Source organism: Streptomyces sp. NPDC104367 (assembly GCF_055583825.1).
This window is the reverse complement of sequence record NZ_JBVJND010000016.1, coordinates 1-18,478: the sequence shown is the minus strand read 5'-3', so window position 1 is coordinate 18,478 and position 18,478 is coordinate 1. Positions and strand designations below refer to the sequence as shown.

16 protein-coding genes and 1 pseudogene are annotated in these 18,478 nt (G+C 70.9%); 5 read left to right on the top strand and 12 right to left on the bottom strand.

The features are described from left to right. Positions 1–131 precede the first annotated feature (131 nt). On the bottom strand, positions 132–1,289 hold the full coding sequence (locus ACZ619_RS23890) for an adenosine deaminase (RefSeq protein ID WP_469602339.1): 1,158 nt from the start codon (positions 1,287–1,289) through the stop codon (positions 132–134). A gap of 124 nt (positions 1,290–1,413) precedes the next feature. On the opposite strand from ACZ619_RS23890, the gene ACZ619_RS23885 reads away from it, so the two are divergent. Beyond that, entirely contained in the window at positions 1,414–2,175 is a 762-nt protein-coding gene (locus tag ACZ619_RS23885) for an alpha/beta hydrolase (protein ID WP_469602336.1), read from the top strand. 110 nt (positions 2,176–2,285) lie between these two features. On the opposite strand, the gene ACZ619_RS23880 is transcribed toward ACZ619_RS23885, so the two are convergent. Further along, on the bottom strand, positions 2,286–3,239 hold the full coding sequence (locus ACZ619_RS23880; RefSeq protein WP_469602334.1) for a LysR family transcriptional regulator: 954 nt from the start codon (positions 3,237–3,239) through the stop codon (positions 2,286–2,288). 62 nt (positions 3,240–3,301) lie between these two features. Between ACZ619_RS23880 and ACZ619_RS23875 the strand changes: the two genes are divergently transcribed. Continuing rightward, the gene (locus ACZ619_RS23875; protein WP_469602331.1) at positions 3,302–4,570 is read left to right on the top strand and encodes an MFS transporter; all 1,269 of its coding nucleotides are present in this window, start codon (positions 3,302–3,304) and stop codon (positions 4,568–4,570) included. Positions 4,571–4,707: 137 nt separating this feature from the next. Continuing rightward, on the top strand, positions 4,708–5,721 hold the full coding sequence (locus ACZ619_RS23870) for a sigma-70 family RNA polymerase sigma factor (RefSeq protein WP_469602328.1): 1,014 nt from the start codon (positions 4,708–4,710) through the stop codon (positions 5,719–5,721). Here ACZ619_RS23870 and ACZ619_RS23865 read toward each other — a convergent pair. Next, positions 5,605–5,958 carry an STAS domain-containing protein gene (locus ACZ619_RS23865; protein WP_469602325.1) on the bottom strand — a complete coding sequence of 118 codons (354 nt, stop codon included), beginning with the start codon at positions 5,956–5,958 and terminating at the stop codon, positions 5,605–5,607. The genes ACZ619_RS23870 and ACZ619_RS23865 overlap by 117 nt on opposite strands. Positions 5,959–6,141: 183 nt before the next feature. Between ACZ619_RS23865 and ACZ619_RS23860 the strand changes: the two genes are divergently transcribed. After that, positions 6,142–7,062, top strand: coding sequence for an AEC family transporter (locus ACZ619_RS23860; RefSeq protein ID WP_469602322.1), 921 nt, complete (start codon positions 6,142–6,144; stop codon positions 7,060–7,062). Between the two features lie 145 nt (positions 7,063–7,207). Here the strand turns inward: ACZ619_RS23860 and ACZ619_RS23855 are convergent, their stop codons facing one another. The 8 genes from ACZ619_RS23855 to ACZ619_RS23820 all read right to left on the bottom strand — a co-directional run bounded on the left by ACZ619_RS23855 (position 7,208) and on the right by ACZ619_RS23820 (position 17,159). Then, positions 7,208–8,491 carry a thymidine phosphorylase gene (locus ACZ619_RS23855; RefSeq protein ID WP_469602319.1) on the bottom strand — a complete coding sequence of 428 codons (1,284 nt, stop codon included), beginning with the start codon at positions 8,489–8,491 and terminating at the stop codon, positions 7,208–7,210. A 63-nt stretch (positions 8,492–8,554) separates the two neighbouring features. Continuing rightward, positions 8,555–8,956, bottom strand: coding sequence for a cytidine deaminase (locus ACZ619_RS23850; protein ID WP_469602316.1), 402 nt, complete (start codon positions 8,954–8,956; stop codon positions 8,555–8,557). After that, positions 8,953–10,215, bottom strand: coding sequence for an ABC transporter permease (locus ACZ619_RS23845; RefSeq protein WP_469602314.1), 1,263 nt, complete (start codon positions 10,213–10,215; stop codon positions 8,953–8,955). Before ACZ619_RS23845 ends, ACZ619_RS23850 begins: the two co-directional genes overlap by 4 nt. Continuing rightward, positions 10,215–11,336 carry an ABC transporter permease gene (locus tag ACZ619_RS23840; protein ID WP_469602311.1) on the bottom strand — a complete coding sequence of 374 codons (1,122 nt, stop codon included), beginning with the start codon at positions 11,334–11,336 and terminating at the stop codon, positions 10,215–10,217. The genes ACZ619_RS23845 and ACZ619_RS23840 overlap by 1 nt, the downstream gene beginning before the upstream one ends. After that, complete coding sequence (locus ACZ619_RS23835) at positions 11,333–13,027, bottom strand: ABC transporter ATP-binding protein (protein WP_469602842.1); 1,695 nt, start codon at positions 13,025–13,027, stop codon at positions 11,333–11,335. The genes ACZ619_RS23840 and ACZ619_RS23835 overlap by 4 nt, the downstream gene beginning before the upstream one ends. Positions 13,028–13,280: 253 nt before the next feature. Then, positions 13,281–14,330, bottom strand: a complete 1,050-nt coding sequence (locus ACZ619_RS23830; protein WP_469602308.1) for a BMP family lipoprotein — start codon at positions 14,328–14,330, stop codon at positions 13,281–13,283. 267 nt (positions 14,331–14,597) lie between these two features. After that, a complete protein-coding gene (locus ACZ619_RS23825) occupies positions 14,598–15,629 on the bottom strand; it encodes a BMP family lipoprotein (RefSeq protein ID WP_469602305.1) in 1,032 nt (343 codons plus the stop codon). A 312-nt stretch (positions 15,630–15,941) separates the two neighbouring features. Further along, positions 15,942–17,159, bottom strand: coding sequence for an amidohydrolase (locus tag ACZ619_RS23820; RefSeq protein WP_469602303.1), 1,218 nt, complete (start codon positions 17,157–17,159; stop codon positions 15,942–15,944). A gap of 261 nt (positions 17,160–17,420) precedes the next feature. Here ACZ619_RS23820 and ACZ619_RS23815 point away from each other — a divergent pair, with 261 nt between their 5' ends. Then, positions 17,421–18,083, top strand: a complete 663-nt coding sequence (locus ACZ619_RS23815) for a class I SAM-dependent DNA methyltransferase (protein WP_469602300.1) — start codon at positions 17,421–17,423, stop codon at positions 18,081–18,083. Between the two features lie 80 nt (positions 18,084–18,163). On the opposite strand, the pseudogene ACZ619_RS23810 reads toward ACZ619_RS23815, so the two are convergent. Further along, positions 18,164–18,478 (bottom strand): annotated as a pseudogene (locus ACZ619_RS23810) (hypothetical protein); the annotation flags it as partial.

Genomic DNA, 18,478 nt, shown 5'->3' with positions numbered 1-18,478 from the left:
AATGCGATGACGGGGAGTTAAGCGCTGAGCGGTCCCCGACCGTAAACACGGCAGCCCACCCGGGGCAAACACCGAAATGCGGACGGGTTGTGAACGCCCGTCCGCATCGGATGCCTCGCAAGGATGCCCGATCAGCCCTGCGGGTCGAGAGAACCGCTGGTGGAGGCCGTCTGCTGGAACAGCCATTCGGATTTCAGTTCCGCATAACCGGGCTTCACGACGTCATTGATCATGGCGAGTCGTTCATCGAAAGGAATGAACGCTGATTTCATCGCATTGACGGAGAACCACTGCAGGTCGTCGAGCGTGTAACCGAACGCCTCGACGAGGTGCTCGAATTCCCGGCTCATGCTGGTGCCGGACATCAGCCGGTTGTCGGTGTTCACGGTGGCCCGGAAGTGCATCCGGCGCAGCAGCCCGATGGGGTGTCCGGCGTAGGAGTCGGCGGCCCCGGTCTGGAGGTTGGAGCTGGGGCACAGCTCCAGCGGGATCCGCTTGTCGCGGACGTAGGAGGCGAGCCGGCCGAGCTTGACCGTGCCGTCCTCGTGGACCTGGATGTCGTCGATGATCCGCACACCGTGCCCGAGCCGGTCGGCGCCGCACCACTGGAGCGCCTGCCAGATGGACGGCAGCCCGAAGGCCTCGCCGGCGTGGATGGTGAAGTGGTTGTTCTCGCGCTTGAGGTACTCGAAGGCGTCGAGGTGGCGGGTGGGAGGGTAACCGGCCTCGGCCCCGGCGATGTCGAAGCCGACGACGCCCAGGTCCCGGTAGCGGTTGGCGAGTTCGGCGATCTCCAGGGAGCGGGCCGCGTGCCGCATGGCGGTGAGCAGGGCGCCGACCCTGATCCGCCGGCCGTTCTCCCGGGCGAGCGCCTCGCCCTGCCGGAAGCCCTCGTTGACGGCCTCGACGACCTCTTCGAGGGTCAGCCCGCGCTCCAGGTGCTGCTCGGGCGCGTACCGCACCTCGGCGTAGACGACACCGTCCTCGGCGAGGTCCTCGGCGCACTCGCGGGCGACCCGCACCAGCGCGTCCCGGGTCTGCATCACGCCGACGGTGTGCGAGAACGTCTCCAGGTACCGCTCCAGCGAACCGGAGTCGGCGGCCTCGCGGAACCAGAGGCCGAGCTTGTCCGGGTCGGTCTCGGGGAGCTGGGAGTACCCGGTCTCCCGGGCGAGGTCGGCGACGGTTCCGGGACGCAGACCGCCGTCGAGATGGTCGTGCAGCAGAACCTTGGGCGCCCGGCGGATCTGGTCCGGCGCCGGGGTGTTCGCGGTGCTCTGGCTCGTCATTCACGCACTCTAACTCCTACGCGCGTAGATCACCTGGCGCACCGGTCGTACACCCGTCCGTCGATACGCAACGGTGACCCCGCCGACGGGTCAGGTACACCAGGACTTCTGACACTGTTCTGTCATGGCACAGCAAGCGACGCCGGTCCGAACGGCCAGACTGGGCAGGGCAGTCGGCCAGGAGCCGACGACGGTGACCGGAGCGGTCCTGCTGCTCCCGGGCGGCGAGGAGCACTCCGCGCGCAAGCCGTCCCCCGTATGGGCGACGGCCCTCGTCCGCGCACTCGGACGCCGGCTGGCCCGGGACGGCCGCGAGGAGGGGCTGGCCGCGCACGTCGTCCACTACCGTTATCGCGGCTGGAACGGCGGCGAGGCGCACCTCGCGGCGGACGCCGAATGGGCGGCCGACGAGGTGGTACGGCGGTACGGCGATGTGCCCGTCTGTCTGCTGGGCGTCGGGATGGGCGGCCGGGCGGCGCTGCGGGCGGGCGGCCACGAGGCGGCCGACTCCGTCGTCGCCATCGCCCCTTGGCTGCCGGAGGCGGATGTGGCGGCACCCGAGGAACCGGTTCGGCAGCTGGTGGGGCGGCGGGTGCTGATCGTGCACGGCACGAACGACGAACGGACCGATCCGGAGCTGTCGTTCCGGCTGGCGGTGCGGGCGAAGAAGGCGAACCGGGAGGTGTGCCGGTTCGAGGTGCACTCGGACGGCCACGGGCTGCACCAGCACCGGGACGAAGTCCTCGCTCTCGCTTCGGACTTCGTCATGGGCGCGCTGTACGGGCGGACGGTGTCCCGGCCGGTGGAGGACGCGTTGGCCGCGCCGCCGCCGATCGGACTGCGGATGCCGCTGGCGGCGGGGTTCGGCAAGTCGTTGAGACGGTAGGAGCGGGGGCTCGTGTCGTCTTCGGGGTGCGAGCGGTTCGTGGTTGAGCGCGCCCGCGCGGCGGCGGCCGCAGAGCGGATACAGCCCCGCGCCCCTGACGGGCGCCGCGCCTAGGCGGGCAGCAGGCTGCCCCTTCTGGACAGCAGGAACTTCTTGAAGGCGGCGACCGGGGGTGTGTCCGGGTGGCCGTCCAGCCAGGCGACGCCGATCTCCCGTACCGCTCTCGGTGCGGTGACCGTGAGTTCGGCGACTCCCGGGCGGGGGAAGGCCGGCGGGGGCAGGAGGGCCACGCCCAGGCCGGCCGCGACCAGGCCCCGCAGGGTCTCCGCCTCCTCCCCCTCGAAGGCGATCCTCGGCCGGAAACCCGCCTCCTTGCACAGGTCGTCCGTGATGCGCCGCAGGCCGTAGCCCGGTTCCAGGGTCACGAAGGTCTCGTCGGCGGCCTCCGCCAGGCGGATCCGCCTGCGGGCGGCCAGGGGGTGGTCGGCCGGGACCACCAGGCGCAGCTTCTGTTCGTCGAGGCGGCGGGCCACCAGGTCCGGGGCGTCCGGGACCGGTGAGGTCAGGCACAGGTCCAGCTCGCCCGCCCGCAGCTTCTCGATCATCGCCTCGCCGTAGTTCTGGACGAGGCTGAAGCGGATGCGCGGGTGGTCGGCGCGGAAGGCGTGGAGGAGGCCGGGGACGGTCTCCGCGCCCATGGTGTGCAGGAAGCCGAAGGCGACCTTGCCGGTGGTGGGGTCGGCGTCGGCGCGGACCTCGTCGGCGGCGCGCTGGACCTCGGCGAGGGCGCGCTCGACCGAGGCGAGGAAGGTGCGGCCGGCCGGGGTGAGGGAGACGGTGCGGCCGTGGCGGGTGAAGAGGTCGACGCCGAGGTCCTGTTCCAGGCGGGCCATCGCGCGGGAGAGGGTGGACTGGGGGACGCCGAGTTCCTGCGCGGCCCGGGTGGCATGCTCCGTGCGGGCCACGCCGGCGAAGTACGCCAGGCGGGGAGCCAGCAACATCGTCATGTCTTCTGTGTCACTGGACGGTGACAGGCGCCCCACTGACCTCTGCTGATGCTCCATGGGAACGATTATGACGATTCCATGCATTGGACGGATCAGAACGGGGTCCGTACGTTCGAAGCATGTCTCCCGCCAGTACCGGGGCGTCCACCACCGTGGGCGCCGTTCCGTCCTCCGCCGCCTCCGACACCCGTCTGACCCCGGGCGGTCCCGGCTACCGCCGGATGAGCTTCGCGCTCTTCCTCGCCGGTGTCGCGACCTTCGCCCTCCTCTACTCCACCCAGGCCCTGCTCCCGCTGATCTCGGACGGCTTCGGGGTGAGCGCGGGCGACGCGAGCTGGACGGTGGCGGCGGCGACCGGCGGTCTGGCGCTGTTCGTCCTCCCCATGAGCGCGCTCTCCGAGCGCTTCGGGCGCCGTACGGTCATGACGGCCTCGCTGGCGGTCGCGGTGACGGTCGGCCTCCTGGTCCCCTTCGCCTCGTCCCTGGGCGTGCTGGTGCTGCTGCGCGGTGTGCAGGGCGCGGCGCTGGCCGGCCTGCCCGCCTCGGCGACGGCGTACCTGGCCGAGGAGGTCCGCCCGAAGGCGCTGGTCACGGCGATCGGACTGTTCGTCGCGGGCAACAGCGTCGGCGGGATGAGCGGCCGGGTCATCACCGGCTGGGTCGCGCAGGAGTGGGGCTGGCGGGTCGCCGTGGGCACGATCGGCCTGATCGCCGTCGGCTGCGCGGTGGCGTTCCGGCTGCTGCTGCCCGCGCCGAAGCACTTCAGGGCGGGCTCGCTGCACCCGCGCCGGCTGCTGGGCACGGTCCGCGACCACCTCGCGAACCCGCTGCTGCGCCGCCTGTACGCGATCGGCGCGCTGTTCATGACCGTCTTCGGCGGCGTCTACACGGTGATCGGCTACCGCCTGACCGAGGAGCCCTTCTCGCTCCCCCAGGGCCTCATCGGCTCGATCTTCCTGGTGTACCTGGTCGGTACGGTGTCGGCGTCCACCGCGGGCCGTCTGGTGGGCCGTCTCGGCCGCCGCGGCGCCCTCTACCTGGGCGGCGGCACGACGGCGGCCGGGCTGCTCCTCTCCCTGGCCGACTCGCTCCCGCTGGTCCTGCTGGGCCTGGTCCTGATCACCGCGGGCTTCTTCGCGGGCCACGCGGTGGCCTCCTCGGCGGTCAGCCACACCGCGGCCCACGGCCGCGCGCAGGCCTCGGCCCTCTACCAGTCCTCGTACTACATCGGCTCCAGCGCGGGCAGCACGATCGGCGCGATGGCCTTCCACGCCCAGGGCTGGTCGGGCACGGTCGGCGTCGGTCTGCTGGCGGTGCTGGGCGTCATGGCGATCACCGTCCTCGGCACGGTGGCGGCCCGCCGGGACGTGCTGGCGACCGCCCGCTGAAGCGCGCCCCCGGTTCGCGAGCAGCCCGCGCCACCTGCGGCTTCGCGCACTCCGGGGGCCGTTGTCGGTCCTCTGCGGTAGCTTCCAGGTGCTGGGGCGCGACGGAGCGCGGACAGAACCGCCACAGGGGGACGGTCATGAGTGACAGCACGGCGACAGCGGATCTCGACGTCGCACTGGAGAAGCACCGGACCGAGCTGACCGGGTACTGCTACCGCATGCTCGGTTCGTCCTTCGAGGCCGAGGACGCCGTGCAGGACACGCTGGTGCGGGCCTGGCGGAGCCACGAGAAGTTCGAGGGCCGCTCCAGCCTGCGGTCGTGGCTGTACCGGATCGCGACGAACGTGTGCCTGGACATGCTGAACGCGGGCAACAAACGGGCGCGGCCGATGGACCTCGGCGATTCGACGCCGCTGGCCCAGGCGGCGCTGTCGCCCCGGCCCGACAACACCTGGCTGGAGCCGGTGCCGGACGCGCGCGTGCTGCCCACGGTGGACGATCCGGCGGAGGCCGCGGTCGCCAGGGAGTCCGTCCGGCTCGCGTTCATGGCCGCGCTCCAGCAGCTGCCGCCCAAGCAGCGGGTGGTGCTGATCCTGCGCGAGGTGCTGGCCTGGAAGGCGAACGAGGTGGCCGAGCTGCTCGACACCTCGGTCGCGTCGGTCAACAGCGCGTTGCAGCGGGCCCGTTCCACACTGGCCGAGCAGCAGCAGTCGGGGGCCGGGGCCGATGTCCGCGATCCGCTCGACGAGGAGCAGCGCAAGCTCCTGGAGCGCTATGTCGCCGCCTTCGAGGGCTACGACATGGCGGCGCTGACGGCGCTCCTGCACGAGGACGCCATCATGACGATGCCGCCGTTCGACCTGTGGCTCACCGGCCACGACGACATCGCCGGCTTCATGACCACCATCGGCTCCGCCTGCGAGGGCTCGCGGCTCTTCCCGGTCCAGGTCAACGGCCTGCCCGGGTTCGCCCAGTACAAGCCGGACCCGGACACCGGCGGCTACAGCCCCTGGTCGATCCAGGTCCTGGAGATCTCAGACGGCCGGCTGACCGGGTTCCACTTCTTCCTCGACACCAAGCGCTGGTTCCCGCTCTTCGGTCTCCCCCTCCACCTGGAGGCGAAGGCCGACGAGCCGGAGGAGGGAGCGTAGGGCCGGGTCGGGGTCCCGCAGCCGTATCCGTCCGCCGGCCCGGCGGGCCGTCAGCTCCAGCCGGGCCAGCAGGTCGACCGTGCCGAGCCCGGGCGGTCCGAGCCCGCGCACGTCGCAGACGACGGCCCCGGCACCGGTGGCCCTGAGCAGCACGCGCACGTCGTCGCAGAGCCCCGGCACCTGGTTCCCGGTGACGGGGCCGGACAGCGCCAGTACGGCGGGGGTCGCGGCATCCACGAACCGGTAGACCTGCGCCGGGGCGGCAACTCATCGGCGGGCGGTGCGTTCGCGCAGGGTCGCGAAGATCACAAGGATCAGCACGTTGACCGCGCCTGGCCCGCACCCGAGGGTTAGGTGTATGCCCCACAGACCAGCACCCCGGTGGATACCCGACGGCCTGTCACGCCCCGAGGGGGTTCCGTGCAAGGGGTGCTGAGCGGTTTCGCGGTCATCGCGATCGTCATCGCCGTCGGCTACGCGCTCGGCCGCGGCGGCCACCTCGGGGCGAACGGCCGCGAGGTCCTCACCAGGCTGGCCTTCCACGTCGCCTCCCCCGCCCTCCTGTTCACCACCCTCGCCGGGGCGGACCTCGCGGTGGTCTTCTCCAGCCGCCTCCTGGTGACGGCCCTGAGCACGGCAGCGGCGGCGGGCGCCTTCGTGGTGGTGGGCGTCGTACGGCACTGGGGCGTCGGGCGTACGACGATCGGCGCGCTCTGCTCCAGCTACGTCAACGCCGGCAACCTGGGCATCCCGATCGCCGTGTACGTGCTGGGCGACGCCTCGCTGGTGGCGCCGGTCCTGCTCTTCCAGGTCGTCTTCCTGACCCCGGTCGCCCTCACCGTCCTCGACCTGGCGGGGATGGGCGAGAAGGGCCCGTGGTGGCGCCGGCTGCTCACGCCCCTGCGCAATCCGATCGCCGTCGGCTCGCTGTCCGGCGTCGCGGTCGCGGCGCTCGGAATCCATGTGCCCGGCCCGGTCATGGACCCCCTGACCCTGATCGGCAACATGTCCGTGCCGGCCGTCCTGCTCGCCTTCGGCATCTCGCTGCGCGGCAGCACGCCGCCCGGCCGGGGGCGCGACCGGCACCCCGTGTTCCTGTCCGTGGCCCTGAAGGCGGCGGGCCAGCCGCTCGCCGCCTGGGCCCTGGCCTCCGCCGTCTTCGACCTGCACGGCGCGGCCCTGCTCGACGTCACGGTGACCTCGGCGCTCCCGGCGGCCCAGAACCTCTACACCTACGCCAGCACCTACCGCACGGGCGAGGAACTGGCCCGGGACTCCATCCTCCTGTCGACCGTCCTGTCGGTGCCGGTGCTGGTCGTGGTCGCGGCGCTGCTGGGGTGAGGGGCGGTCAGCCGACGGGGAACGCCCTGGCGGACGGTGAGTGCGCTCACGGTGGTCTCCTTCGGTCGCGCCACCGATCCCAGCATGCCGAACGGGACCGGCGCAGGTCCGCCGGTCCCGTTCGTCCGATCGAGAGACGCCCTGGTCAGGCGATACGTTCCAGCACCACGGGAGACGTCGTGAACTCCGTGCCGGAGGCCGCGATGTCGTAGGAGCCCTCGATGGACCGCAGGGCGTAGTCGAAGCGTTCCGGGGTGTCCGTGTGGAGGGTGAGCAGGGGCTGGCCGGCGGTGACCCGGTCGCCGGGCTTGGCGTGCAGTTCGACGCCCGCGCCCGCCTGCACCGGGTCCTCCTTGCGGGCCCGGCCCGCGCCCAGGCGCCAGGCGGCGACGCCGACGCCGTAGGCGTCCAGGCGGGTCAGGACACCGGAGGCGGGGGCCGTCACCACGTGCTGCTCGCGGGCCACCGGCAGTTCCGCGTCCGGGTCACCGCCCTGGGCCGCGATCATCCGGCGCCAGACGTCCATCGCCGAGCCGTCGGCCAGCGCCTTCGCCGGGTCCGCGTCCTTCACACCGGCCGCGTCGAGCATCTCGCGGGCCAGGGCGAGGGTCAGCTCGACGACGTCCGCCGGGCCGCCGCCCGCCAGGACCTCCACGGACTCGCGGACCTCCAGCGCGTTGCCCGCGGTGCGGCCGAGCGGGGTGGACATGTCGGTGAGCAGCGCGACCGTCCGCACCCCGTGGTCGGTGCCGAGGCCGACCATCGTCGAGGCCAGCTCGCGGGCGTCGGCCAGGGTCTTCATGAAGGCACCGGTGCCGACCTTCACGTCCAGGACCAGCGAGCCGGTGCCCTCGGCGATCTTCTTCGACATGATCGAGGAGGCGATCAGCGGGATCGCCTCGACCGTGCCGGTGACGTCGCGCAGCGCGTAGAGCTTCTTGTCGGCGGGGGCCAGGCCGTCGCCGGCCGCGCAGATCACCGCGCCGGTGGTGTCGAGGACGTGCAGCATCTCCTCGTTGGAGAGCAGGGCGCGCCAGCCGGGGATCGACTCCAGCTTGTCGAGGGTGCCGCCGGTGTGGCCGAGGCCCCGCCCGGAGAGCTGGGGAACGGCCGCGCCGCAGGCGGCGACGAGCGGCGCGAGCGGCAGCGTGATCTTGTCGCCGACGCCGCCCGTCGAGTGCTTGTCGGCCGTCGGGCGGGACAGCGAGGAGAAGTCCATGCGCTCGCCGGACGCGATCATCGCGGCGGTCCACCGCGCGATCTCGCCTCGGTTCATGCCGTTGAGCAGGACGGCCATCGCGAGCGACGACATCTGCTCGTCGGCGACCTCGCCGCGCGTGTACGCGTCGATGACCCAGTCGATCTGCTCGTCGCTGAGCTCACCGCGGTCCCGCTTGGTGCGGATGACGGAGATGGCGTCCATGGCCATGACGTTCCCTTCGAAGCATTGCGAAGCGTACGGCCCCTCCCACCAGGAGGGGCCGTACGGGAGTTACTTGGCGAGATGGGCCGGACCGAAGGCCTGGGGGAGCATCTCGGAGAGGGGCAGGACGCCCTCGGGGGTGTCCAGGAGGAGGTCCGGTCCGCCGAACTCGTAGAGGAGCTGGCGACAGCGGCCGCACGGGACGAGCAGCCCGCCGGTGCCGTCCACGCACGTGAAGTGGGTCAGCCGGCCGCCGCCCGTGCGCTGGAGCTCGGAGACCAGTCCGCACTCGGCGCACAGGCCCAGGCCGTACGACGCGTTCTCCACGTTGCAGCCGGAGACCGTGCGGCCGTCGTCGACGAGGGCCGCGACCCCGACCGGGAAGCCGGAGTACGGGGCGTAGGCGTGGGACATGGCCTCCCTCGCCCGGTCCCGCAGGGCCTCCCAGTCGAAGCCGGCGGCGGTCGTCACTTGCCCTGTCCCTTCCGGTACGGCAGACCGTCCGCCTTCGGCATCCGCAGGGACTGCGCGGACAGCGAGAGCACCAGCAGCGTGACGATGTACGGGGTCGCGGTCACGAGCTGGCGCGGGACCTCGTTGGTGGAGGCGTACCAGACGAACATCAGGACCGAGATCACGACGGTGATCACCGCCGGGACGTACTTCCGGCGCCAGGCCAGGTAGACCGCGCCGGCCACCAGCAGGATCGCGAGCAGCAGGATCAGCGCGTGGACGTTCACCGTGCCGCCGCGCAGGTTGAGGCTGTCGGTGTAGCCGAACAGGCCGGCGCCGAGGGCGAGGCCGCCCGGCATCCAGTTGCCGAAGATCATCGCGGCGAGACCGATGTAACCGCGGCCGGCCGTCTGGCCGTCGAGGTAGACGTTGGAGGCGACGATCGAGAGGAAGGCGCCGCCGAGGCCGGCGAAGCCACCGCTGATGATCACGGCGATGTACTTGTACTTGTAGACGTTGACGCCGAGGGACTCGGCCGCGACCGGGTTCTCACCGCAGGAGCGCAGCCGCAGGCCGAAGGCGGTGCGCCACAGGACCCACCAGGTGACCGGGACGAGCGCCACGGCGATGACGGTCAGCGGGGAGAGGTCGGTCAGCAGACCGCCGACCAGGCCCGCGATGTCGGAGACCAGGAACCAGTGCTTGCCGTTGAGCGTGTTCAGCCAGTCCGACAGCCCCGGGACGCTGAACGTGCCGAGCGAGTCGATCGGCGGGGACTGCTTGGAGGAGCCGCCCTGCGCGTTCTCGAAGGTGAACTTGGAGAGGTAGCGGGTGGCGCCCAGGGCGAGGATGTTCAGGGCCACACCGGAGACGATGTGGTTGACGTTGAAGGTGACGGTGGCGACGGCGTGCAGGACGGCGCCGAGCGCGCCGCCGAGGATGCCGAACGCCACGCCGACCCAGGGACCCCACTGGTAGCCGGCCCAGGCGCCGAACCAGGTGCCGAGGATCATCATGCCTTCGAGGCCGATGTTGACGACGCCCGCGCGCTCGGCCCACAGACCGCCGAGACCGGCGAGGCCGATGGGCACGGCGAGGCGCAGCGCGGTGGACATCTGGCCGGTCGAGGTGATGCCGTCGGCGCCGGTGATCAGGCGCACGGCCGAGGTGAGGACCAGCACGCCGGCGATGACCAGCAGGAGTACCGGGAGCGACATTCGGCGGCCGCCCCTGCCGGGCTGCTTCGCCTGCGGCTTGGCGATGGTCGCGGTGGACATCAGGCCGCCACCTCCTTCTTGGTGTTCTTGGCGGCGGCCGCGGCGAGCTCCGCGCCGACCTGGCGCTGCTGGCGGCGCAGGCCCCACTGGCGTACGGCTTCGTAGGAGATGACGACGGAGAAGACGATCAGGCCCTGCATGATCGTGGCGATCTCCTTCTCGTACGCGACCGGGATCGCGTAGTCGAGGGCGGGCGAGGCCTTGTCGAGGAAGGCCCACAGGAGGGCGGCGAAGGCGATGCCGCCGGGGCTGTTGCGGCCGAGCAGGGCGATGCCGATGGCGGTGAAGCCGAGGCCGGCCGGGAAGCTCAGGCTGTAGGTGTGGGTGTCGCCGAGCAGCAGCGGAAGGCCCGCGAGGCCGGAGACGGCGCCGGAGATCAGCATGGTGACCAGCACCATGCGCTTGGCGTTGACGCCGGAGGCGGCCGCGGCGGACTCGGAGGCGCCGGTGGCCCGCAGGTCGAAGCCGAAGCGGGTGCGGTTGAGGACGACCCAGTAGGCGACGCCGAAGGCGATGGCGACGAAGACCATGCCGTAGATCTCGCCGACGTCGGAGCCGAGGTCGATGCCCGGGAACCAGCCGGACTTCTTCATGTCGCCGGTCGTCATGTTGTTGCCGACCTGGACGCCCCACACGTCGGCGAGGGTGACGTAGCCGATGACGCTGGTGGCGATGGCGTTCAGCATGATCGTGGAGACGACCTCGCTGACCCCCCGGGTGATCTTGAGGACGCCCGCGATGCCGGCCCAGAAGGCGCCGGTGAACATGGCGACCAGGAGCAGCAGCGGGATCTGGAGGAAGGCGGGCAGGCCGATGTGGGCGCCGGCCACGGCCGTCATCACGGCGGCGAGGCGGTACTGGCCGTCGACGCCGATGTTGAAGAGGTTCATGCGGAAGCCGATGGCGACCGCGATGGCCGCGATGTAGTACATCGCCGCCTGGTTGATGATCAGGACCTGGATGTCCGAGTACGGCAGCTGCTGGAGCATCAGCACGTACGGCTCGAACGGGTTGCGGTTCGAGGCCAGCAGCACGATCGAGGTGAGGGCGATCGCCAGGACGAGCGCGATGACCGGGCCGGCCACCGCGAGGAGCACCCGCTCCTTGTCGAACTTCTTCATCGGTCCTGGTCCTCCCCGGACACACCGTCGGAATCGTGATGCTCCAGGTGGCCGGTGGCGGCACCTGTCATGGCCGAGCCCAGTTCCTCGGGCGTGATGGTGGCCGGGTCGGCGTCGGCGACCAGCTTTCCGTCGAAGATCACGCGCAGGGTGTCCGACAGGCCGATCAGCTCGTCGAGGTCGGCGGAGATCAGCAGCACGGCCAGGCCCTCGCGGCGGGCCTCGCGGATGCGGTCCCAGATCTGCGCCTGGGCGCCGACGTCGACACCGCGGGTGGGGTGGGCGGCGATCAGGAACTTCGGCTGGTGGCTCATCTCGCGGCCGACGATCAGCTTCTGCTGGTTGCCGCCGGAGAGGGAGGCGGCGGTGACGTCGATGCCGGGGGTGCGGACGTCGTACTGCTCGACGATCCGGCGGGTGTCGGCCTGGGCGCCCTTGATGTCCAGCCAGAAGCCCTTGGCGTTGGGCTTCTCGGTGACGTGGCCGAGGATGCGGTTCTCCCAGAGCGGGGACTCCAGGAGCAGGCCCTGGCGGTGGCGGTCCTCGGGGATGTAGCCGACGCCGGACTCGCGGCGCTTGCGGGTCGGCCAGCCGGTGACGTCCTCGCCGAGGAACTCGACCGCGCCCGAGTCGGCGTGCCGGGTGCCGATGAGCGCGTCGATCAGCTCGGTCTGGCCGTTGCCCTCGACACCGGCGATGCCCATGACCTCGCCGGCGTGGATGGTGAAGGAGACGTCGTCCAGGACGCGCTTGGCGGCGCCGGGGCTGGTGGCCTCGGTGAGCACGTCGGCGCCGGGCGCGGCACCGGCCGAGCCGGCGACCGCGGTCTCGGGCTGGGCGCCGACCTCGCCGAGGGAGGCGCCGCTGGCGTAGACGGTGAGGTTCCTGACGGTGACGACCGCCCGGTCGGTGACCGTGGACTCGGCGGTCTCCGGGGTGGGCAGCTCGCTGCCGACCATCAGCTCGGCGAGCTGGCGGGGGGTGGTCGCGGAGGGGACCGCGGTGCCGACGGTCGTGCCGCGCCGGATGACGGTGATGTCGTCGGCGACGGACAGCACCTCGCCCAGCTTGTGGGAGATGAAGATGACCGACAGGCCCTCGGACTTCAGCTCGCGCAGGTTGTCGAAGAGCGCGTCGACCTCCTGCGGGACGAGGACGGCGGTGGGCTCGTCGAGGATCAGGGTCCTGGCGCCGCGGTAGAGGACCTTGAGGATCTCCACGCGCTGCCGGTCGGCGACGCCGAGGTCCTCCACGAGGGCGTCCGGGCGGATGCCGAGGCCGTACCGGTCGGAGATCTCGCGGATCTTCTTCCTGGCGCCCGCGCCGATGCCGTACAGCTTCTCGCTGCCGAGCGCGACGTTCTCCAGCACGGTCAGGTTGTCGGCCAGCATGAAGTGCTGGTGGACCATGCCGATGCCGCGTGCGATGGCGTCGGCCGGGGACGAGAAGGTGACCTGCTCGCCGTCGATCGTGATGGTGCCCTCGTCCGGCTTCTGCATGCCGTAGAGGATCTTCATCAGGGTCGACTTGCCGGCGCCGTTCTCCCCGACGAGGGCGTGGACGGTGCCCTTGCGGACGGACAGGTGGATGTCGTGGTTGGCTACGACACCCGGGAATCGTTTGGTGATCCCCGCCAGCTCGACCGCGGCTGTCGTCTCTGCGGTGAGCGGAGGGCTGCTGGACGCGTCGATGGCGCACTCTCCTAGGGAAAGGGGCCGCTCTACGCGCGTAGCGCCCCTGCTTTAAATAGTGCCCGGACCTGATCGAGCTTTTTCGGCTCCCGATCCGTTCCGAGCATTCTGCCGCGCGAACGCGGGTCCCCCCTGCCTCATCCACAGCAGGGGGCACGGGAAGGACATCCTTCCCGCACCCCGTTCCGTGGCCGTAACGCTGCCATTACAGCGTTCTTTTGGCCATGCCTACGACAACCTCATGACCCCTGGGTCAGGAGGTCTTGACCGTGATGGAGCCGTCCTTGATGGCCTCCTCGGCCTTCTTGATCGCGGCCTGCATGTCGGCGTCGTTCTTGAAGGTCGGGTTGGAGTCGGAGAGGCTCACACCGCCCGTGGCGAGGCTGGCGCGGATCTCACCGGTCTCCGGCTTGCCGTCGTGGACGGACTTGGCGAGGTTGTAGACCGCGCCGGAGACGTCCTTCATGGCCGAGGTGAGGATGTAGTCCTTGTACTTGGCCAGCGCGTCCTGCTTGTACTGGTCCGAGTCGACGCCGATCGCCCACACCTTGTGCTCGGCGGCGGACTGGATGACGCCCTGGCCGGACAGACCCGCGGCGGCGTAGACGACGTCGGCACCGGCGTCGATCTGGCCGTCGGCGGCGGTCTTGCCCTTGTCCGGGCTGGAGAAGCCGCCCTCGGCCGCGGTCTCGGTCAGGTACTGCGACTTGACCTTGACGCCCTTCTTGGTGTCCGCGACGCCCTGCTCGAAGCCGGCCTCGAACTTGTGGATCAGCGGCACGTCCACACCGCCGACGAAGCCCACGGTGTTGGTCTTGGTGGCCTTGGCGGCCGCGACACCGGCGAGGTAGGACGCCTGCTCCTCGTGGAAGACGAGGTCGGCGACGTTGTCGGCCTTGATGGTGTTGTCGTCGATGACACCGAAGGTGACCTTCGGGTACTTCGCGGCGACCTCCTTGACGGCCGGCGCGTAGGCGTAGCCGACGCCGATCACCGGGTTGTAGCCGGCCTTGGCCAGGGTCTCCAGGCGCTGCGCCTTGTCCGCGTCCGACTCGCCGTCCTGCGGCTCGACGGCGGTGGACTTGTAGCCGAACTCCTTGTCGGCCTTCTCCAGGCCGGTGGTGGCGGCGTCGTTGAAGGACTGGTCGCCCTTGCCGCCGACGTCGTAGGCGAGGGCCAGACCGAGGTCCTTGCCCTTGCTGGCGGAGGAGGACGAGGTGGACGAGCTGCCACAGGCGGAGACAGTGGCAGCAAGGGCTGCGGTTGCAACGCCCGCAACCGCGATACGGGACACCCGGCGCATGGAACGAAACTCCTTCGTGCAAGCGCCTCAACCAGGCGCTGGTTCCGCCGCAGCGTAACGCGCGTAGACCAGACGGAAAACCCCCAATGTCCGGTCCGTTATCTAGCTGTGGCCACAGTCACGGCCGAGGTTACGCACAGCAGCGCGCCCCTTGCGGGAGGCAAGGGGCGCGTGAACTGCGACGGCGCTCGGGCGGCGGTACGGACCGCCGCCCGGACGGCTGCCGGGACACGGCCGGTGATCACCCGGCCGTACCTGGAGAACGCGTCACTTGGTGTCGACGGTGACCTTGCCGTCGATGATGTCCTGCTTGGCCTTGTCGACGGCGGCGACGACCTTGGTCAGGGCCTGGTACTTCGGGTTGGAGTCCGCGAAGCCGACGCCACCGGTCTTCAGGGTGCCGTTGACGGTGCCGCTCTCCGGCTTGCCCTCGTAGACGGACTTGACCAGGTCGTAGACGGCCCCGCCGACGTTCTTCAGGGCCGAGCCGAGGATGTAGTCCTTGTACTTGGCGAGCGCGTCCTGCTTGTACTGGTCGGAGTCGACGCCGATCGCCCACACCTTGGCGGTGGCGGCGGCCTCGATGACGCCCTGGCCGGACAGACCGGCCGCGTGGTAGATGACGTCGGCACCGGCGTCGATCTGGCCCTGGGCGGCGGTCTTGCCCTTGTCCGGGCTGGAGAAGCCGCCCTCGGCCGCGGTCTGCGTGAGGTACTGCGACTCGATCTTGATCTTCGGGTTGACGGACTTGGCGCCCTGGTCGAAGCCGGCCTCGAAGGTGTGGATCAGCGGGATGTCCACGCCGCCGATGAACCCGATGTGGTCCTTCTTGGTCGCCGAGGCGGCCGCGACACCGGCGAGGTACGACGACTGCTCGGCCGCGAAGACCATGTCGACGACGTTCTTCGCGTTGATCGTCGAGTCGTCGATCATGCCGAAGGTGATCTTCGGGTACTTCGCGGCGACCTCCTTGACGGCGGGCGCGTAGGAGTAGCCGACCCCGATGATCGGGTTGTAACCGGCCTTGGCGAGCGTGTCGAGGCGCTGCACCTTGTCGGCGTCGGACTCGCCGTCCTGCGGCTCGATGTCCCGGCCGCCGATGCCGAACTCCTTCTCGGCCTGCTGGAAGCCGGCGAAGGCGGCGTCGTTGAAGGACTGGTCGCCCTTGCCGCCGATGTCGTAGGCGAGGCCTATGCCCTTGCCGTTGTACTTGCCGGACGAGTTGGTGGTGGTCTCACCACTGTCCTGGCTGGACTTACCGCACCCGGCGGCCGCGAGGGCGATGACGGCGACGGTCACCGCAGTTTTGGAGAACCTCGTCCTCCGAGAGACAGAACGCACAGCACGTACCCCTTCGTCCCCACGGCACCGTCCCCGGCCCGCTTCCCCAACCGGCCACCCGCGGTGGCGATTTCGGCGCACAGTAACGCGCGTAGAAGCGGAGGGGAACGGGGTTTCTCCGGGCCGTTATCGAACCGTGCCGACTCCGGGTTAAAAGTGGGGATCGCCGGTTACGACGGGGTGACACAAGGGGGCGAAGGGCACTGATCGGGCACCCTCCGCCCCGCGTCCAGCTGACCGTTTCTCCAGCGGTGCACCCGGGTGGGGCGCTCAGCGGGTGGCGTCGATGAGGGCGGCGGCCGTGAACAGCTCCACCCCGACGGTGATGGCCCGCTCGTCGGCGTCGAAGTCGCCCTGGTGCAGATCGCGCACGGTCCGCTCCCCCGGCGTCCGCACCCCGAGCCGGGCCAGCGCGCCGGGCACCCGCTCCAGGTACCAGGAGAAGTCCTCGCCGCCCAGGCTCTGCTCGGTGCTCTCGACGGAGTCGGCCCCGCGCCGGGCGGTCATCGCGTCCCGCAACAGCTCGGTGACCACCGGGTCGTTGACGACCGGCGGCACCCCGCGCACGTAGTTGATCTCGGACTTGGCACGGTGCAGGGTGGCGACCTCGTCGATGGCCGCGTGCACGATGTCCGGCGCCTGCCGCCAGGCCTCCAGGTCCAGGCAGCGCACGGTCCCGGACAGCTCGGCGTGCTGCGGGATCACGTTCGGCGCGTGACCGGACTCGATCCGTCCCCAGGTCACGGCGAGTCCGCTGCGGCTGTCCACGCGCCGCCCGACGATCGCGGGCACGTCGACGGCGACCCGGGCGGCGGCGGTGACCAGGTCGGTGGTCAGGTGCGGCCGGGCGGTGTGCCCGCCGGGGCCGTCCAGGGCCACCTCGATCCGGTCGCAGGCGCTGGTGATGGGCCCGCTGCGCAGGCCGATCCGCCCGGCGTCCACCCGGGGGTCGCAGTGCACGGCGATGATCCGCCCCACCCCGTCCAGCACCCCGCACTCGATGGCGTCGGCGGCGCCGCCGGGCAGCACCTCCTCGGCGGGCTGGAAGAGCAGCCGTACGGGCCGCGGCAGCAGCCCCCGGCGGTGCAGGTCGGCGAGGACCAGGCCGGCGCCGAGCACCACCGCCGTGTGCACGTCGTGCCCGCAGGCGTGCGCGCGGTCCGGGACGGTGGACCGGTAGGAGCACTCGGTCTTCATGTCCGGGATGGGCAGGCCGTCGATGTCGGCGCGCAGGGCGAGCACGGGCAGCCCGTCGCCGACCGGTCCGATGTCACAGATGAGCCCGGTTCCCATGGAGAGGACGCGGGGGCTGAGGCCCGCCCGCTCCAGCCGCTCCTTGATCGCGGCAGTGGTGCGGAACTCCTGGTTGCCGAGCTCGGGGTGCATGTGCAGGTCGCGCCGGAAGGCTACGAGTTCGGCGTGCAGCTCCTCGCTGAGCACGCCGGGGAGCACATCCCCGGGGAGGTCGGCCTCGGACTCTAGGGACATCAATTGGTTCACCCTCTGAAGGGTAGGACGCCCGGGTGGTCAACTGACCCGAGATCAACAAAAGTTCAGCCCGTTAGGGGAAGAAAATCTGACCGCGGACGCATGACCTCGGACGTGGCTGGGTAAAACCTATGTTTCCTCTTCCACGGATACCACGCCTCCCGACAGTCACGCCGACTCTGTCCACGGACCGGAACGGGACCGTGGCGGAACGGCGACTTCCCGCCCGGGCGGCGCCGGGGCCCGGTAGCGTGCGCGACCGTGACGGACCCCTTCCACGACGCCCCCGGCTTCATAGAGACCACCCGAACGTCCTACGACACGATCGCCCGGGACTACTCCGCCCGCTTCCCCGGCCTGCCCGACCGGCCGGTGGACATGTCCCTGATCGCCGCCTTCGCCGCGCTGGTGAAGGCGAACGGCACCGCGCCCGTGGCCGACCTGGGCAGCGGCCCCGGCCACATCACCGCGCACCTGAACGACCTGGGCGTCCCGGCCTTCGGCATCGACCTCTCCACCGCCATGGTCACCCTGGCCCGCGAGAGCCATCCCGCGCTGCGTTTCCACGTGGGCTCGATGACGTCCCTGGACCTGCCGGACGAGACCCTGGGCGGCATCCTCGCCCTCTACTCGATCATCCACGTCCCCGACGAGCACCTCCCGGCGACCTTCGCGGGCTTCCACCGGGCCCTGGTCCCCGGCGGCCATGTGCTCCTCGCCTTCCAGAAGGGCGAGTCGCCGGGCCTGCACGTCACCGAGCGCTTCGGCCACGAGATCGACCTCCACTACCACTGGCGCCCGGCGTACGCGGTCGGCGACATGCTCGCCAAGGCGGGCCTGGAGGTGGCGGCGACACTGATCCGGGAACCGCTCGGCGAGGAGAAGTGGCCCCGCGCCTTCGTCCTGGCCCGCAGGCCGGGGTAAGTGCCGCGGCCGGGGCCTGAGCCTGGCCGCAGGCTTCGGCCGGGGCGCCCGAGTGGACGAGTCCCCGGCCGCCCCGGCACTCACTCCGCCGCGAACAGCTCCGCGGCATCCCCGACGGTCACCGCACGCCGGGCCCACCCCTCGAGCCGGTCGAGTTCCGTACAGCCTTCCACCCGCTCCCGCACATCCTCACCGACGGGGATGCCACGCCACTCCAGCACACGCAGCACCATCTCGGCGCACTGCTGCACCCGGCCATCCTCCCGGCCCTCTTCCCTGCCCTCTTCCCGGCCTTCCTCGCGCACCTGTTCCGCGAGCGGGTGCCGCCAGAAGTACTGGATCGCCGTCATCAGGTCCCTCCACATCTGCTTCGCCCGGGGTTCGACCAGGCACGA

Bases quoted from the DNA above. Each gene is read 5' to 3' on its own strand.
- ACZ619_RS23880 (WP_469602334.1), bottom strand. From the start codon at position 3,239: ATGGAGCATCAGCAGAGGTCAGTGGGGCGCCTGTCACCGTCCAGTGAC.
- ACZ619_RS23855 (WP_469602319.1), bottom strand. From the start codon at position 8,491: ATGGCCATGGACGCCATCTCCGTCATCCGCACCAAGCGGGACCGCGGT.
- ACZ619_RS23820 (WP_469602303.1), bottom strand. From the start codon at position 17,159: ATGTCCCTAGAGTCCGAGGCCGACCTCCCCGGGGATGTGCTCCCCGGC.
- ACZ619_RS23885 (WP_469602336.1), top strand. From the start codon at position 1,414: ATGGCACAGCAAGCGACGCCGGTCCGAACGGCCAGACTGGGCAGGGCA.
- ACZ619_RS23845 (WP_469602314.1), bottom strand. From the start codon at position 10,215: ATGTCCACCGCGACCATCGCCAAGCCGCAGGCGAAGCAGCCCGGCAGG.
- ACZ619_RS23840 (WP_469602311.1), bottom strand. From the start codon at position 11,336: ATGAAGAAGTTCGACAAGGAGCGGGTGCTCCTCGCGGTGGCCGGCCCG.
- ACZ619_RS23830 (WP_469602308.1), bottom strand. From the start codon at position 14,330: ATGCGCCGGGTGTCCCGTATCGCGGTTGCGGGCGTTGCAACCGCAGCC.
- ACZ619_RS23890 (WP_469602339.1), bottom strand. From the start codon at position 1,289: ATGACGAGCCAGAGCACCGCGAACACCCCGGCGCCGGACCAGATCCGC.
- ACZ619_RS23875 (WP_469602331.1), top strand. From the start codon at position 3,302: ATGTCTCCCGCCAGTACCGGGGCGTCCACCACCGTGGGCGCCGTTCCG.
- ACZ619_RS23870 (WP_469602328.1), top strand. From the start codon at position 4,708: ATGAGTGACAGCACGGCGACAGCGGATCTCGACGTCGCACTGGAGAAG.